The organism is Labilibaculum antarcticum (assembly GCF_002356295.1).
Taxonomy (GTDB): Bacteria; Bacteroidota; Bacteroidia; order Bacteroidales; family Marinifilaceae; genus Labilibaculum; species Labilibaculum antarcticum.
The window spans coordinates 694276-712026 of the sequence record NZ_AP018042.1 but is presented as its reverse complement, the minus strand read 5'-3'; the positions used below and the strand labels follow the sequence as shown (position 1 = coordinate 712026).

The following is a 17751-nucleotide window of genomic DNA, read 5'->3' as shown; positions in this document are numbered from 1 at the left end:
AGAAAGCGAAGCTGTGCCACATTAGATAGATACCGAACACTCCTCCTAGAGAGTAGAAGTATAGTCTTCAACCAACTATAATCTATTTTCTTGCAGACCTTATTTATTCACTTGTCAACCTTAAACTCAACCAACATGCAAGCCTTTAAAAGGCCTTACTATTGGCATGCGATCTATACCCGATCACGAGCTGAAAAAAGGCTCTATCAAGAATTATGCTCGAAAAACATCGAGTGTTATCTTCCTTTACACAAAGAGCTTCGAAAATGGAGTGATCGTACGAAATGGGTCGAAGAACCCCTTCTTCGGTCTTACTTATTCGTGAAAGTCAGTGAAAGAGAATACTACGACGTAATTAACTCAAGTTATGCTGTCAGGTATGTAACTTTCGGTGGCAAAGCTGTGCCTATACCCGAACAACAAATTGAAGCACTACGACTTTTTCTGGAAGACGAAAATCGCAAAGTTGATTTATGTCCCGGACATTTGGAAAAAGGTGAGTGTGTCGAAATTGTTTGCGGACCACTAAAAGGCATCCAAGGTGAAATCATACAAATAAAGGGGAAGAGTCGGATTGTTATCCGTTTCGATTCCTTAGGAACTTGTGTTTATACAGATATCAGCCTGGATACAATTAAACAAGTTCAACCTGTAATGCGTTAAATCCCAGTAAATCTTATGAGAAAATATGAAATAGTTACGACAGTAGGTATGGGTTATATTGGCCTGCCTACAGCTGCTCTTATTGCCAAAAGTGGCATGAGAGTTAATGGAGTTGATGTGAATCCAAAGGTAGTTGAAGCTGTTAACCAGGGCCGGATTATTATTGTAGAACCTGATTTGGATTCATTGGTGAAACAGGTTGTGGAAGATGGTTTCCTGAGTGCTCACTTGCAAGCGAAAGAAGCTGATGTGTATACCATTGCTGTACCTACTCCTTTCAAGGGTAATCATGAGCCGGATATTTCTTATGTGCTTGCTGCATGCAATGCCATTATCCCTTTACTGAAGGCGGGTGATTTATTCATTATTGAATCAACATCTCCGGTTGGAACAACCGAAAAAGCAAGAGATTTGATTTATTCGAAGCGTCCGGATCTGAAAGGAACAATTTTTATTGCTTACTGCCCGGAGCGGGTATTGCCCGGCAACATTATTTATGAATTGGAGCATAACGATCGTGTGATTGGTGGTATTAATGAAGAATCGACTGAACGAGCCTGCGAATTCTTTCAAAAATTTGTGATTGGAGAATTGCACAAAACCAATTCCCGAACTGCCGAAATGTGCAAGCTGGTAGAGAATTCGTCTCGTGATGTACAAATTGCTTTTGCCAACGAGCTTTCGATTATTTGCGATAAAGCGGGTATTAATGTTTGGGAGTTGATCAAACTGGCAAACAAGCACCCGAGGGTAAATATTTTAACACCTGGTTGTGGAGTAGGAGGACATTGCATTGCAGTAGATCCTTACTTTATAGTTTCGGAATATCCTTTGGAAAGTCAGATAATTGGAAAGGCCCGGGAGATAAATAATTACAAGGCTTTTTGGTGTGTAGAGAAAATTAGGAACGCCAGTCTGCAATTTCAATTAAAGCATGGCTATGAACCCAAAATTGCTCTTATGGGAATGGCTTTTAAACCCAATATTGATGATTTACGCGAATCGCCTGCTAAATATATTATCCAAAAAATAATACAATCCGAACAGAATGGAATTATGGTTGTCGAACCAAATATTGATTCGCATCCCGATTACGAGCTCTCTGAATATCAAAATGCTTTTGATGCAGCAGACATGGTCGTTTATTTGGTGGCACACTCCGAATTTTACTCGCTGCCTAAAACAAAGGCCAAACTGATTCTTGATTTTTGTGGGGTGACGAATAGTCAAACCGAAGAATTCGAAGCAGTATCAGTAGAAGTTGTTGTAAAAGCCGCGATTAACAATTTATCAGTTAACGGTAAACAGTAATCAATATTCAGTTACTATTTATTAATGACTGGTTAGCAGTCACAATTGTTCCGTTCTTCAACAACCACCTTTTATGGAGCCGAACAGTAAATAAGATTCACTTTTAAACCAACTGGATTATGAATAGGAATGAAAAATATCGGGTTTTATTGGTTTTTGGAACCCGACCCGAAGCAATAAAAATGGCTCCTTTGGTAAAAGAATTTCAGAAGTATCCCAATGATTTTCATACGGTTATTTGTGTAACCGGGCAACATCGCGAAATGCTCGATCAGGTGCTTGATTTATTTGATATTCAACCTGATTATGATCTTGAAATCATGAAGTCGGGTCAGGATTTATACGACATTACCAGTAGGGTTCTGTTGGGAATGCGTGATGTGCTGAAAGAATCCAGGCCTGATTTGGTTTTGGTTCATGGAGATACATCCACATCTTCAACAACAGCTTTGGCTGCTTACTATGAGCAAATACCTGTTGCTCATATCGAGGCGGGTTTACGAACTAATAACTTGTATTCACCGTGGCCGGAAGAAGGCAATCGTCAAATTACAGGACGTTTGGCGCAATGGCATTTTGCACCTACCATTATGGCTCAGAAAAACCTGATGGATGAAGGGATCAGCAAAAATAGAATTGTGGTTACCGGCAATACTGTTATTGATGCTTTACAGTTGACTCTCACAAAAATTCATCGTTCTACACGAGTGGTAATGGATATCGTTAATGTGTTGCAAAGCAAAGGAATTCCAACAGGTTTAGTGGCCGATTGGGTCTATCGCACACGAAAAATGGTTCTGGTCACCGGGCATCGAAGAGAGAATTTTGGAAAAGGGTTTTTGAATATCTGTGAGTCAATCAAGTTTTTAGCTGCGAAATATCCTGATGTCGATTTTGTGTACCCGGTTCATTTGAATCCGAATGTGCAGAAACCGGTTTACGATATTTTGGGTAAGAATCCGGTTAACGGTGAAGCGGCACCAAAAAATATCTTCCTGATTGATCCGATTGACTATTTGCCATTTGTTTACATGATGGATCTTTCTTACCTGATTTTAACTGATTCGGGTGGAATACAGGAAGAAGCTCCATTTTTGGGAAAACCGGTTTTGGTCATGAGAGATACAACCGAGAGGCCAGAGGCATTATCGGCAGGAACTGTAAAATTGGTTGGCACCGACTCTTATCGAATTATTGAATCGGTAGAAATGCTTTTCAATGAGGAAGCCATTTACCGTAAAATGTCACAAGCAAGCAACCCTTACGGGGATGGAAATGCTTGTATCAAAATTGTTCAGGAACTGAAAAAAGCAATTGCAGTTCGGGTAAGAATTGTTGCTTAATAATTTATAAATGTCCGATTTAAAGAGTCAAACCATTAATGGCGTATTTTGGAGTTTCCTCGAAAAATTTGGAAGTCAGTTACTACTCCTGATTTCTCAGATTGTACTTGCCAGATTATTAGAACCGGAAGATTTTGGTTTGATAGGGATGCTAGCCATATTTATTGGTGTTTCACAGGCATTTATCGATAGTGGATTCGATAATGCGCTTATCCAGAAAAAAGATGTTAATCAGACCGATTATTCAACGGTTTTTTATTTTAACATCGCAATAGGCTTTTTGCTCTACTTACTACTATTTGTTGCAGCGCCTTATATCGCAGATTTTTTTCGCCAGCCATTGCTGGTAAATTTAACACGAGTTATTTGTGTTGTTTTGGCTATAAATGCTTTTGGCTTAATTCATTTGGTGAAATTTAAAATCGAGATGAATTTCAAAGCCATTGCTCAGGTGGTGGTAATTGCTAATTTTTTATCGGCTTTTGTGGGAGTAGGAATGGCTTTGCTTGGTTATGGAGTTTGGGCACTGGCAGGTCAAATAGTTGGGATCTATTTTTTTAGAACCGTTTTGTTCTGGGTGAAAAGTTCTTGGAGACCTTCATTGGTATTTTCAATTCAATCTTTTAAGCAATTATTTCGTTTTGGTTCCAAACTTCTGTTATCCGGAATAATCAGTCAAACATTCGAGAATGTTTACCTTATGGTAATTGGACGTATGTTTTCGGCATCAGCTTTGGGCTTTTATTCTCAAGCAAAAAAATTACAACAGGTTCCAGTTACAACATTAGCACAAGTAGTGGGAAATGTAACCTTTCCGGCATTTTCAAAAATACAGGACGATAACGAAAAATTAAAACAAGGATTTCGAAAGCTGATTAAACTTTTGGTTTTTGTTAATTTCCCTTTAATGCTTGGATTGGCTGTAGTTGCGGATCCTCTTTTAGTTTTAGTTCTAGGAGAAAAATGGTCACCATCTGTTCCTTATTTTCAGTTGTTGTGTATTGCAGGAATGATTTACACTTTGCATGCTTCAAATTTGAACATACTAAAGGTGAAAGGCCGATCGGACCTATTCTTGTACCTTGAGATTATTAAAAAATCCTTCATAGTAGTAGCCATTTTAATTGGCCTTAATTGGGGAATAATGGGCTTGGTGATAGGTCAAATCTGTACCTCATTTATTAGCTTTTTTATAAATGCATTTTATACAGGAAAATTAATTTCCTATACCATTCCCAACCAGCTAAAAGACATTAGTCAAACTTTTTATATCAGTTTAGGAATGGTTGCTTTCATGACAATTGGCTGGGTTTTCGAAAATCAGATTATTATTCTCTCTTTCCAGATACTAATAGGTATCGGATCATATTTGCTGTTGGCAATCGCTACTAAACAAGAAGCTTTGACCGATGGATTGCTGATTTTAAAAGAAGTAATACCTCTAAAAAGATGGAAAAAAATAAAATATTAGTTACTCGACCTCAATTGCCTCCACTACAGGAGTTCATACCCTTGTTAGAGGATATTTGGGATAGCAGATGGTTGACCAATAATGGCAAATATCATCAGGAATTTGAAAAGGCACTTGCTACTTTTCTTGGAGTACCATACGTGTCGCTGTTTTCCAATGGCACCTTGGCTTTAATGGCGGCTCTACAATGCCTGAAAATAAAGGGTGAAGTAATTACGACACCTTATAGTTTTGTGGCAACCACTCACTCTTTATGGTGGAATGGCATAAAACCTGTTTTTGTCGATATCGAAGCCGATTATTGCAATCTGGATATTAAATTGATCGAAGCTGCCATTACACCTGAGACAACCGCGATTTTACCAGTTCATGTATATGGAAATCCATGTGATGTGGAAGAAATTCAAAATTTGGCTGACCGCTATGGTTTACGGGTAATTTACGATGCGGCTCATGCATTTGGTGTGAAATACAAAGGAACTAGTGTTTTGAATTATGGCGATTTATCGATTCTAAGTTTTCATGCAACCAAAGTTTTCAATACCATCGAAGGAGGAGCTATCATTTGTCATGATTTAAAGACAAAAAAGCGAATCGATTATCTAAAAAATTTTGGAATTGCTGATGAAACAACCGTGGTTGCTCCTGGTATTAATGCTAAAATGAATGAATTGCAAGCGGCTTACGGTTTACTTCAATTAAAATATTTCGATTCAGCAATTGATGGAAGGCAGCACATTACTGAGAAATACCGTAAAGGTTTACAAGATATTCCAGGGGTTCGCTATCTCGAAAATCCTGTTGATGTGGATTACAACTATTCTTATTTCCCAATTTTTATTGATAAATCAGAGCTTGGTAGCTCGAGAGATGATGTTTATGAAGAGTTGAAAAATAACAACATATACGGGCGAAGATATTTTTACCCATTGATCAGCGAATTTCCCGCATACAGGGGATTGCCATCAGCCAAAGGTTTAGACATTGCCCATGAAATATCAAGGCAGGTAATTTGTTTGCCATTGTATCCCGATTTAGCCGATGAGGTTGTCGAAAGGATAGTGTCGATTATTGAAGGAATGGTTCGGGTTAAGGCCAGAGTAAGCCATTTGAAAGTATATAGTCAAATTAAGAGAAATATAGAATAGAGCGATGAATAAGAAACGAATCTTACTGCTTGGAGGATCTTATTTTCAGGTGCCTTCTGTTCTTGCAGCAAAGGAAATGGGATATCATGTAATAACATGTGATTATGTGCCTGAAAATCCTGGGCATCAATATGCCGATGAGTACTACAATATCAGTACTACAAATAAAGAATTAGTGCTCGAATTGGCTGAGAAATTGAAAATTGACGGCATAGTTGCCTACGCTTCAGATCCGGCCGCTCCAACAGCAGCATACGTAGCCGAAAAATTGAAACTGCCTGGAAATCCGTATCAATCGGTGAAAATTTTAGCTGAAAAAGATTTGTATCGCGTTTTTCTTTCGCAAAATGGATTTAATCTGCCAAAATCAATGGGTTTTGATACACTGGTGGATGTTTTATTGGAAATAGACGATTTTTCATTTCCGGTTATGATAAAACCAGTCGATTCATCGGGAAGTAAAGGTGTTTGTAAGATTAGTTCGGACAGCGAACTGGTAAGCGCTTTTGAGTATGCGATGAGTTTTTCGAGAGTCAAAAGGATTGTGATTGAAGAGTATCTTGTTAAAAAAGGGCCTCAGATTCACGGCGATGCATTTGTATTTGAAGGAAAATTATTCTTCAGTTATTTGGGTGATCATCATTACGATGAAAAAGTAAATCCATTTGTTCCCTATTCGACAACATTACCATCTGTTCATTCATCGGATATTATGAGCAGAATTGAATCGGAATTGCAGCGCTTATTCAATTTGCTTGATATAAAGCATGGAGCTTTTAATATTGAAGTGAGGATTGATGAGGATGACCGAATTTTTTTAATGGAAATTGGCCCTCGGAATGGTGGCAATTTGGTACCTCAGTTAGAGGAATATGCTTCAGGATTTAATATGGTGAATGCTACCCTTGGGGCAGCCATGGGCGAGAAAATTAGTGTAAATACGATTTGTAAAAAAGGTTTTTTTGCTTACTATGTTTTACACAGCGATCGCGATGGAATTTTAAAAGAGATTAAAATAGCTCCGGAATTGTATGAAAATATTTTAGAGAAGCATATTTTCAAAAATACAGGAGATTCTGTACAATCTTTTCAGGGCTCGAATGCAAGCATTGGGGTTTTATTGTTCCAATTTTCGTCGATGGATGAAATGATTGAAACAATAGATAATAGCGCAAAATACATTCAGATTGAACTCGAATCGGAGGAGATACGTCTTGTAAGTAAAATAAACACCCATAGACTAGCTATTTGAAATGAAAGCGATAGGTGGCTATTTTGAATTGGAGAGAGTGGACGGGCAGGAATATTATCCCGATTTACTCAAATTGAATACAGGCAGAAATTGTCTTGAATATTTGATTCGGGCGGGTAATTTCAAAAAAATATATCTGCCAAAATTCTCTTGTAAAGTGCTTTTGGAACCCATAAAAAAACTGAATGTTGAATATGAATATTATTCAATCGATCAGAATTTGAATCCTGTTCTAAGCAAGCTTCCCAAAATGGACGAGGTGCTTCTTTATATCAATTACTTTGGCGTTAAGGATCTTGCTGTTCGGGAGTTGAGTCATCAAATTGAGAATCTGATTGTCGACAATTCTCAAGCCTTTTTTTCGGATAGTGTTTCGTCCTTAGGAACATTTTATTCGGCACGTAAGTTTTTTGGTGTTCCCGATGGTGCTTATTTGCTAAGTAACTTGAATGTAAAGGAAGAATTAAAAATGGATTTTTCATGGGATAGAATGTCACATTTGCTGAAACGTCTGGAATTAGGTGCCGAAAGCGGATATTCCGATTTTCAGGACAATCGTGTAAAGCTCTCGAATCAGCCCATTTTGCATATGTCGGAGCTCACTCAATTCCTTTTAAGTCAAATCGATTACTCCAAAGCCAAACAACGTCGAGAAGAAAATTTTCTGTATTTGCATCAGCAATTTTCCGAGGTGAATCAAATTGATCTTTCAGTTTTAGATGTTAAGGGTCCAATGGTTTATCCTTTGTATTTGGAAAATGAAGATCTGCGAAAGGAATTGATTCAAAATAAAATATTTGTTGCCAGCTACTGGCCAAATATAATGGAGGAATGTCCTGCAAATAGTTTGGATTACAAACTGGCAAAATACATACTTCCTCTTCCGGTCGATCAGCGATATTCCTTAGAAGATATGGAGCGAATTTGTACTGTTTTACTACCTGTTTTAGAAAAAAATCATCAATTAAAATCCTAAAAATATGACAACCCCTTTTGTTAGTATAAAAACGATTACCTACAATCATGAAAAGTTCATTGCACAGTGCATTGAAGGAATCATGATGCAAAAAACCAACTTCTCGTTTGAATACATTATTGGTGAGGATTGCAGTACCGATAATACGATGAAAATTGTTCAGGAATATGCCGCTAAATACCCTGATGTAATTCGTATCATCACCTCTGAAAAAAATGTGGGTGCTGCGACAAATGATCATAGAACAGACCTTGCCTGCAAAGGGAAATACGTTGCTTTTTGTGAAGGTGATGATTTTTGGACCGATCCATATAAATTACAAAAGCAGGTTGATTTTTTAGAAGCGAATCATGATTACGGAATGGTACACACCAATCTTTCATGTGTTAAAGATGGAAAAACAATCAAGAGTCTTCGGGGTGAGGAAATGTTGCCAACGGGTAATGTTTTAGACGATGTATTAAAAGGAAATCACATGGCAACCGCAACGGTATGCATGAGAAATGAATTGCTTCAAAAAATTAATATTGGGAAGAAAATTGTTGATGAAAAATGGAAAATGGGTGATTATCCCTTATGGATTGAGATAGCAGCGGCTACGAAAGTTCATTACATGAAAGACGATACAATTACGTATCGGATTCACGACGATTCAGTCACCCATAAATTAGATTGGAATGGAGATTATCGTTTTTTTAAAGACAGATATCTTATAAAAAAATATTATATCGAGAAATTTGATCGAAAGCATTTACTGCCTTTTGTATCAAATATTTATCATAGAGAACTTTTGAAATATGCCATTTTCTTAAAGAAAGAGGATTTAAGACAGGAGTGCAGTACCTATTTTAAAGAAAAAGCGACAGGGAATGAATATTTGTACCGAATACTTTCCAGATACAAAATGTTCGATTCTATTTTCTGTTTCTTGTACACATCGAGGAAAAAACTTAAGATTATAGCTTAGCCTAAACAATGTAGTTCTCAGATGGATTACCAATCAGTAGCATACATTTCAACTGACAAGGAAAGTCCAAAGAATAAAGGGCTAATTGGGGCGGATATGCTTGCGATAATGCAGCCCTATGTATTTCCTTATATAGGATATTTTCAATTAATAGAGGCCGCAAGTGAAATTGTTTTTTATGATGACGTAAACTATATAAAGAGAGGCTGGGTGAACCGAAATCGGATTTTATTGAATGGTTCCGATTTCTTATTTACGATACCGGTGTCTAAAGGCAGCCAGAACAAGAAAATAAATGAGGTGAAACCAATCCCGGATGAAAAATTCAAAAGGAAATTATTTCTTCAGATGAAGTACTCTTATTCAAAAGCCCCTTACTATAAGGAGGTGATAGAACTGATAGAAAATGTTTGCAAAAAGGAGTATGAAAATATTGGTGATATGGGCATTGCTTCAATTCTTGCTGTTCATGAGTATTTACACAAAACAATTAAATGGAGTAAGTCATCAATTTGCTCTCCTTTAAATGCTGATAAAGAAAAGGCCGATAGATTAATTGATATCACTAAACAGTTTGGTTACAAGACTTATGTTAATACTGTTGGCGGACGGAAATTATATCAAAAGGAATATTTCAAGGATAAAGGAATTGATTTATATTTTATTAAAACAGGAAAAATAGAATACGCCCAGGCTGGAAATAAATTCATCCCTAATCTATCGATAATTGATATTTTAATGTTTAATGATAAGCAGACTATTTTGCGATTTTTTAAGAACTATATACTGATATAGCCTTTTGAATTGTAGAATGGAAATACAATTAAGTCTGCTGTAATTGTTAAATATTGTGCTGTAATGTGTTTAAAATAAAGGCGATATGTATTCGAAAGGAAAGAAATTGCTAATACTTGGAGGGGCTCCTTTTCAAATTCCCAGCATACTTTATGCAAAGTCTGCAGGATACTATGTGGTTACCTGTGATTATTGTCCGGAAAATCCGGCGCACCAATATGCCGATGAGTATGTGAATGTGAGTACGACTGATTTGAAAGCAGTGTTGAATTTATCTAGAAAATTGAAGATTGATGGGGTTTTAGCTTACGCTTCCGATCCTGCGGCACCAACAGCTGCTTACGTGTCTGAAAAAATGGGACTTCCAGGGAATCCCTACAAATCTTCGAAAACTCTTTCAGAGAAAGATTTGTACCGTAGCTTTTTGCTAACAAATAATTTTAAGACGCCTAAGTATGGCGGATACAGTACGTTAAAAGATTTTTCAAATTATTCAACAGAATTTACATATCCTGTTCTGGTTAAGCCTGTTGATTCTTCGGGAAGCAAAGGCATTTCAAAGGTGAATGATTTGTGGGAAATGGGGAAAGCAATTGATTATGCAATGAAATTTTCGAGAAGTAAACGTTTTATTGTCGAGGAATATATTGAGAAAAAATATCCTCATATCGATGGAGATATTTTTGTTTACAATGGTAAAATTATGGCATACTATCTGGGAGATCAAAGGAATAATATTGGGGTAAACCAATTTGTATCTTCCGGCATTAATTATCCTTCTCTATTGCCTAAGGAATTGCACGAAAAGATAAAATTGGAACTGCAAAGAGTAATTAATTTATTGAAAATAAAATTTGGGGGTTTCAATATAGAGGTAATTATTGATGAAAACGATCATGTTTATTTGATGGAGGTAGGTGCACGTAACGGAGGAAATAGCATTTCGGAAATTATAAAATGTGCAGGCAATGTGGATATGATTAAAATGAGTGTGGATGCTTGTATGGGTGTAGATCCTAATATTCAAAAGCAAAAGGAGATTGATAAGTATTTCACAACTTATGTGATTCATTCCAGTAAAGAAGGGAAATTCAGATCGGTAAAATTAGACGATTCGATTCGCGATTATGTGTTGGAAATTAAATTGATAGTTGAAGAGGGTGCAGAGGTGTTTAGCTTTTGCGGTTTCAATTGTGCGGTAGGCATAGGCGTATTGGAATTCCCTAATTTGGATACCAGAGAATTGATAATGAGTAATATTGAAGAGCTTATTGCAGTAGAATTGGAATAGAGTATGAGCAATAGAGAAATTGGTGGTTATTTTGAATTGGAAAGCAGATTGGAGTTTGAATATTATCCCGATTTTATCAGATTAAATTCAGGTCGCAACTGTTTGGAGTACATTTTGAGAGCTCGAAACTACAAGAAGATATATGTACCAGCCTATTTGTGTCCGTCCATATTGGAGCCTGTTCGAAAACTGAAAATTGAATTTGAGTTTTATCCAATTAATATACATTTGGAGCCTCTCGAAATTAGGGCTTTGGAAAATGATGAAGCCTATTTGATCATTAACTATTTTGGTCTAAAAGGAAATTTTATTCGTTCGCTAAGTAAGATTGTAAAGAATTTGATTGTTGACAATTCTCTGGCATTTTTTGAACAAGCCATTCCTAATGTTGATACTTTCTACTCAGCCCGAAAATTTTTTGGAGTGCCCGACGGAGCTTATTTAAGTACCAACTGTTTTCTAAAAGAAGAGCTGCCAACTGAGACTTCATGGAATAGATGTGAGCATTTAGTGCGTAGGTTGGAAAATGGACCCATTGATGGTTATCCTAGCTTTCTTGACAATGAGAAATACTTGTGTGGACAAGAAATTAAATCAATGTCCAATTTCACATATCGTTTACTTGCCGGCATTAATTATCGATCAGTAAAAATCCGACGAAATCAGAATTTCCAATATCTGCATTTAAAATTGAGAGCCAAGAATCGTCTTTCAATTATTGATACAGAACTTGATGGACCCATGATTTATCCATTGCTTGTTGAAAATGGAGACTTCAGAAGCGAATTAATTAAACAGAAAATATTTGTGGCCAACTATTGGCCGTCTTTCCTTGTAGAAAACAAGCAGGATAGTATTGAATATGATTTTTCGAAAAACTTATTGGCTTTGCCAGTTGATCAGCGATATGGTTTGCTCGATATGGACAAAATTTGTAGTGTGTTAAACTCTCTGATTTAAGTATGAAATACGTTGGAATAGGACTCTGGATGTTGGCTTTTTTTATTGCTTTTTTCTTAAAGAGCTATACTATTGGCGGTCAGGAAATGGTTTACATTTGGAAGCTTCCATTACTTATTTTTTTATTCGTTGGTGTTTTGGGTCAGAAAGTGCATTTCAATTTTTTGATTCTCGGCTATCTCTTTGCCATTAAGAACCTGGTAAACACATCATTTTTTGATTATCCGGTTGATTCAATCATCAATTTCTCCAAGTACTTAACCATCCCCCTGGTAATTCACTGGGTTTATTTGAATATAAATAGTGTTGAAAGCCTGAAGAAATTGCGAATGTTACCGGTTTATCTGTCTGGTTTTTTAATCATTTCAAATATTCCCTACTATTTAGGTGTTTTTGCGGCTCCAGTAAGTAAAACCATGCTTTGGATGGAGGAAGGCTCTTTGGATGGTTTGGTTGGGATTTTAGGCGCACCTCATTACACTTCAGCTTTACTGTCTGTTGCGTGCATTATCATTCTTGAGTTTGTAGTGAAAAAACGAGGAGATATGTTCTTAAATTTAATCTTGGGACCACTCTTACTTTTAGGATTATTCTTTCTGTTTAAAACCTACACAAGAACTGGATGGCTGATGTTTATCGTTGGTGTTATAGTTCTTTTTGCCCGGAAAATCTCATTTAAAGATGCAGGTAAGATTCTGGTTCTCAGTGTTCTTTTCTTTGCAAGTCTTGCGGTACTGTATCAAACCAATGAAGGTTTTCGAATGAGGGTAATGGATGACAGGGCAGGACAGGATGATAAATCGGCTTATGAGACAGTGGGTTCCGGACGATTGCAAATTGCGCAGGTGTATTTGGAAAATCTGTACGAAAGTAATTTCGTTACCTATTTAGTTGGAATGGGAATGCAGGAATCGCAAAACAGATATGAGAAAAAGGATGGAATGCCTCTCTTTGCACACAATGGATTTATACAAACATTAGTCGATAACGGAATACTTGGTTTTTTACTTTATTTGGTGTTTCTCTATTCTATTTTTAAAGAAATTTCCCGATCGAACAGCAGTTACAATCAATTAACGGTAGCAATCTTTTTCATGTTCATTTCCTGTTTGGTAACGCAACAGGCAAATTATTTTTTATTGGATTTTTTACTGTCACTATTCATTGGAACTACTTTGATCGAAAGCCGGATCAATAGTTATATTGAAATAAAACATCGGCTCTCATCAGCAGACTTGATGTCTGACTCACCTAGAATTTAAAATATGTATCGCTTTTGTTTTTTTACTCTAAATGACCTGAAGGAAATCGATTATACCGCGAATTTTCCAAGTAATCAGTTCAACTGGATTTACAATTGGTTTTCTGTTTTCGAGAAAGTAGAAAACAATGTACTTGGATATAGTAAGAAAGCGTATATCGTAGCTGCTTATAAGGATGATAAGCTGGTTGCAATTGTGCCATTGGTGAAATTGTACCGCACGTATTTTAAGCTGGTTAAAATTGAATTCTTAGAGTTTTTAGGACAACAGTGGTCTAATTTGGGTTGCGATATTATTACGCTTGATGATCTTGATGAAAGTTTTACATCTGAATTGGTTTCATGGGTAAAGTCAAATATTAAATTCCATTTTTTATTTTTAAAATACTTGCCAAAGAAATCGGTTTTGGCTACGAAATACCGATTGTTTAATTATTCGGGAGCACCTTTTATTGATGTGGGGAAACACAGGGATTATGAAGCCTTTTCGCAAGAAGTATACGAGGGGAAATTTCGCGAAGATTTGCGACGAACTTTACGAAAAATCAAAAGAGATGGTTTTGAGATAGAAGTCAGTTTTGAAGAGATAAATGAAACGAGTTTGTCTGAAATAAGAAGAATAGCGAAATCGAAAGAAGTTGATGGGAAAAGCTTTTTGTATGGAGATGTTGAAAAAACTCAGTTCCATTTGAAAATGTATGAATGTTTTCCCTCGCATGTGGTATTTGTAAAATTTAATCAGAAAGTCGTTGCTTATGGCACGGTCATCGATTGGAATGGTGAAAGAATTGGAATTGATGCTGCCTTTGATCGGGATTACAGGAAATATGGAGCAGGAATTCATTGTTTAGATGCAGTCATACAGAGAAGTTTTCTGGATAAAAAACAGAAAATGTCATTCGGTTTGGGATTGGATACCTACAAATTTCAGTTTGCGAATCAAATAGATCTCTACTATATGTGTTTTGATTTCAAATTTCGATTAAAAGCGATTTTGGCTTTGCCCTATTTTATTTACAGATTAAAGAAAGAGGAGAAGGATGTACAAGGCAAATTGCAAAAGTTACAGATAAATTAATTGGAGTTTTTGAAAATAATTATCCAACTGAATTTGAACATTATTCTTAGTCTTATCAAGAAATAATTCTCCCGGTTATGTATGAGTTTAGGAAGATATCCCTTCATGAATTAGAAAAATTTGAGAGTTGCAGTAATTTTCCCAGTTGTCAGTTTAAATGGATGGATACTTGGTTTTCCATTTTTAAGGATGTTGACAATAATGTATTTGGATACAAGAAAACCCCTTGCATTATTGGGGCTTATATGGAGGATGTTCTTGTTGCTGTTGTTCCTCTTGTAAAATTGTCGCGCACCTTTTTCAAATGTATTCGTCTCGATTTTGTGGAGTTTTTAGGACAGCAGTGGTGTAGCATGGGGAATGATATTATTGCCACAAGAGATTTGGATGATAATTTCACGGAGGACTTAGTATTTTGGATTAAAAAGAACGTTCATTTCCATTTCTTGTTTTTTAAATACATACCAAAATTATCGGTTTTAACTCGAAAGTTTCGAATGTTTAATTATGCCGGAGCTCCTTCTATTCAGGTGTCGGACTACCCCAATTATGAAGCATTTTCTTCGCAGGTATATACAAGCCGATTCCGATCGGATTTACGAAAAAGACACCGGAAAATTAAGAGAGAAGGTTTCGATTACGAAATTTTCCATGACAATATAAATGATAGTAGTCTGCAGGAAATTAGAAGAATAGCCAAATCGAAAGAGATCGATGGGAAAAAGTTTTTATATGGTGACAAAGAAAAGGAAGCTTTTCATTTGCAGATGTATAAGAGTTTTCCTTCTAAAGTGGTCTTTCTGAGTTTAAATAAGCAGAAAGTTGCCTATGGTACTTTTATTGATTGCAATGGGGAACGAATTGGCGTTGATGCCGCTTTTGACAGAGATTATCGAAGTTATGGGGTTGGAATCCATTGCACGGATTTGATTATTCAGAGCAGTTTTAAAGACGGGAAGAAGAAGATGTCTTTTGGAATGGGATTGGATAGCTACAAATTTCAATTTGCCAATCAAATAGATCTCTTTTACATGTGTTTTGATTTCAAATTTCGAATAAAAGCGATCCTTGCCTTGCCATACTTTTTGTATCGGTTAAAAAAAGAGGAGAGACAAGTACTAGAGAAACTTCGGCTAGCCGAAGTGAAATAACATTTATCCTATTTAAACTGTTCGATTCCCTATAAACACAAAGACCTAATCCGTAAAGCTATGTATGATTTTCATTTGATTTCGATTGACGAACTTAAGGAAATTGAGTACGATGGAAAATTCCTTAGTTGTGATTCCAACTGGATTTCTAAATGGTATTCAATTTTTAAAGATGTTGAAAATAATGTGCTGGGTTATAAAAAAACCCCTTATATAATTTCAGTTTATTGTAACGATAAGTTGGCAGCCATTGTTCCATTGGTAAAATTACAGCGGGTTTACTGCAAATGCTTTACACTGGAATTTGTCGAGTTTTTGGATCAGCAATGGTGCAGCATGGGAAATGATATTATCTCCTTAAAGCCTTTACATATTGCTTTTGCCAATGAGCTAAAACACTGGATAAGGAAGAATATCAGATATCATTTTTTATTCCTTAAATATCTGCCGAAAACCACCGTTTTGCACACTAAGTATAAGCTGTATCATTATGCAGGTGAGCCTATTATTCCAGTGGCGGAATATTCAGGATATGAGAATTTTTTGATGGAGTCGTATGCGAAACGGTTTCGGAAGCAATTGGATCGAACACTTCGGAAAATCGAAAGAGATGGTTTTGAATTTGAATTGTCAACAGAAGAAATTAATGAGTCAAGCTTTAAGGAAATAAAAAGAATTGCGAAATCGAAAATCGTGGATGGAAAGGGTTTTGTGTATGGAGATCCAAATAAAGAAAAGTTTTTTCTTCAGATGTTTAAAGCTTATTCATCTAAGGTTCTGTTCGTTAGTTTTAATAAAACTACAATTGCTTACGTTATCAATATCGACAAAAATGGAAAACGATTGGCTATTGATTGTGCTTTCGATAGGGATTATAAAACGTATGGGGCAGGAATTCATTGTATGAATTGTAACATTCAAAACAGCCTTACGTTAGAGCATGAAAAATTCTCATTTGGAGTAGGCTTAGATCCTTACAAATTTCAATTTACCCGACAGGCAGAACCATTATACATGTGTTTCGATTTTAAATTTCGTTTGAAATCTTTGTTAGCCTTGCCTTATTTACTGTATCGTGTAAAAAAGACGGATCGAACTGTTGTTAACCAATTACAAAAAGTACACTGCGATGTTGAGGTTTAAAAAAATAGCCGGAGATATTCTGGGTTTTGTTTTACTTCTCCTTTTCAAAAAAAAAGGATTGAAAAAGTTCGACAAATACGTTTTGTCCATTTACTTTCATAATCCCTCCTCTATTTTATTTAAAGGGATAATAGGATTTTTGAGGGCTAATAATTTTCATTTTATCAGTGAAAACGAAATGTATAAAATTGTTGTTGGAGAGCAGAATGTTCATGAAAGAAAAGTGTTCATTTCTTTTGATGATGCCTGGAAGGGAAATTTAAAATTGATTCCGGTTATTGAGAAGTATCAAATTCCAATTTCAATTTTTACGCCTGTGAAACCCGTTGTCTTGGGAAACTATTGGTGGGAATATGTACCGTATTTAATCAATAAGTATCCTGAAATAACTTGTGTTGAGGATTTGAAAAAGATGAGAAATGCAGAGCGCATGGAATATGTGAGGCAAGTTATGGCTGAACTTGAATTAAATAGGTCATCGGTAAATCGGAAAGAACTGGAATATTTACACAATCATCCTTTGGTGACTATCGGATCGCATACTTATCATCATCCAATTAGCATTAAATGTACCGATGAAGAACTGGCCTTTGAATATTCCGAGTCGAAAAAGATATTGGAAAGTTGGTTGAATACGAAAATTAATTCCTTCGCTTATCCTAATGGAGACTACGATGAAAGAGATTTTGAATTTTTGAGGAAGAATGGCTATAAAATGGCTTTTACCACGAATCCGAATCTAACGCAAGAAAACATGGGAGCCTACGAAATCGCCAGGGTGTCGATCAATACAATGGGAGGAAAATACGAGAACATTTCACGCATGTTGGGATTGTGGCATCAGTATATTCAACCTTTACAGTTGATATTAAAATCAGATAAAAAGACGCTTGTTGTTCAAATCATAGATCAGTATTCCTAAAAAGGGTAGTGTTCTCATA

16 protein-coding genes are annotated in these 17751 nt (G+C 36.1%); all 16 read left to right on the top strand.

The features are described from left to right. Positions 1–135: 135 nt before the first annotated feature. The 16 genes from ALGA_RS02595 (at position 136) to ALGA_RS02520 (ending at position 17732) form a co-directional block, all read left to right on the top strand. Positions 136–663 carry a UpxY family transcription antiterminator gene (locus ALGA_RS02595; RefSeq protein ID WP_096427819.1) on the top strand — a complete coding sequence of 176 codons (528 nt, stop codon included), beginning with the start codon at positions 136–138 and terminating at the stop codon, positions 661–663. 15 nt (positions 664–678) lie between these two features. Continuing rightward, complete coding sequence (gene wecC, locus ALGA_RS02590) at positions 679–1974, top strand: UDP-N-acetyl-D-mannosamine dehydrogenase (RefSeq protein ID WP_096427818.1); 1296 nt, start codon at positions 679–681, stop codon at positions 1972–1974. 119 nt (positions 1975–2093) lie between these two features. Next, a complete protein-coding gene (wecB, locus tag ALGA_RS02585; RefSeq protein ID WP_096427817.1) occupies positions 2094–3317 on the top strand; it encodes a non-hydrolyzing UDP-N-acetylglucosamine 2-epimerase in 1224 nt (407 codons plus the stop codon). A 10-nt stretch (positions 3318–3327) separates the two neighbouring features. Further along, positions 3328–4788 carry an MOP flippase family protein gene (locus tag ALGA_RS02580; RefSeq protein WP_096427816.1) on the top strand — a complete coding sequence of 487 codons (1461 nt, stop codon included), beginning with the start codon at positions 3328–3330 and terminating at the stop codon, positions 4786–4788. Beyond that, positions 4767–5936: a DegT/DnrJ/EryC1/StrS family aminotransferase gene (locus ALGA_RS02575; RefSeq protein ID WP_096427815.1), complete on the top strand. Its 1170-nt coding sequence runs from the start codon at positions 4767–4769 to the stop codon at positions 5934–5936. The genes ALGA_RS02580 and ALGA_RS02575 overlap by 22 nt, the downstream gene beginning before the upstream one ends. Positions 5937–5940: 4 nt before the next feature. Beyond that, positions 5941–7188: an ATP-grasp domain-containing protein gene (locus ALGA_RS02570; RefSeq protein ID WP_096427814.1), complete on the top strand. Its 1248-nt coding sequence runs from the start codon at positions 5941–5943 to the stop codon at positions 7186–7188. 1 nt (position 7189) lies between these two features. Next, entirely contained in the window at positions 7190–8164 is a 975-nt protein-coding gene (locus tag ALGA_RS02565) for an aspartate aminotransferase family protein (protein WP_096427813.1), read from the top strand. Positions 8165–8168: 4 nt separating this feature from the next. Further along, entirely contained in the window at positions 8169–9131 is a 963-nt protein-coding gene (locus ALGA_RS02560; protein ID WP_096427812.1) for a glycosyltransferase, read from the top strand. Positions 9132–9152: 21 nt separating this feature from the next. Beyond that, complete coding sequence (locus ALGA_RS02555) at positions 9153–9926, top strand: WbqC family protein (RefSeq protein ID WP_096427811.1); 774 nt, start codon at positions 9153–9155, stop codon at positions 9924–9926. Between the two features lie 85 nt (positions 9927–10011). Beyond that, a complete protein-coding gene (locus ALGA_RS02550; RefSeq protein ID WP_096427810.1) occupies positions 10012–11217 on the top strand; it encodes an ATP-grasp domain-containing protein in 1206 nt (401 codons plus the stop codon). A 3-nt stretch (positions 11218–11220) separates the two neighbouring features. Next, a complete protein-coding gene (locus ALGA_RS02545; RefSeq protein WP_096427809.1) occupies positions 11221–12177 on the top strand; it encodes a hypothetical protein in 957 nt (318 codons plus the stop codon). Between the two features lie 2 nt (positions 12178–12179). After that, positions 12180–13439, top strand: coding sequence for an O-antigen ligase family protein (locus ALGA_RS02540; RefSeq protein ID WP_096427808.1), 1260 nt, complete (start codon positions 12180–12182; stop codon positions 13437–13439). A gap of 3 nt (positions 13440–13442) precedes the next feature. Beyond that, positions 13443–14516, top strand: coding sequence for a GNAT family N-acetyltransferase (locus ALGA_RS02535; RefSeq protein WP_096427807.1), 1074 nt, complete (start codon positions 13443–13445; stop codon positions 14514–14516). 161 nt (positions 14517–14677) lie between these two features. After that, positions 14678–15667, top strand: coding sequence for a GNAT family N-acetyltransferase (locus ALGA_RS02530; protein WP_162845373.1), 990 nt, complete (start codon positions 14678–14680; stop codon positions 15665–15667). A 60-nt stretch (positions 15668–15727) separates the two neighbouring features. Beyond that, positions 15728–16810 carry a GNAT family N-acetyltransferase gene (locus tag ALGA_RS02525; protein WP_096427805.1) on the top strand — a complete coding sequence of 361 codons (1083 nt, stop codon included), beginning with the start codon at positions 15728–15730 and terminating at the stop codon, positions 16808–16810. Beyond that, positions 16797–17732: a polysaccharide deacetylase family protein gene (locus tag ALGA_RS02520; protein ID WP_096427804.1), complete on the top strand. Its 936-nt coding sequence runs from the start codon at positions 16797–16799 to the stop codon at positions 17730–17732. The genes ALGA_RS02525 and ALGA_RS02520 overlap by 14 nt, the downstream gene beginning before the upstream one ends. The last annotated feature ends 19 nt before the right edge of the window (positions 17733–17751 follow it).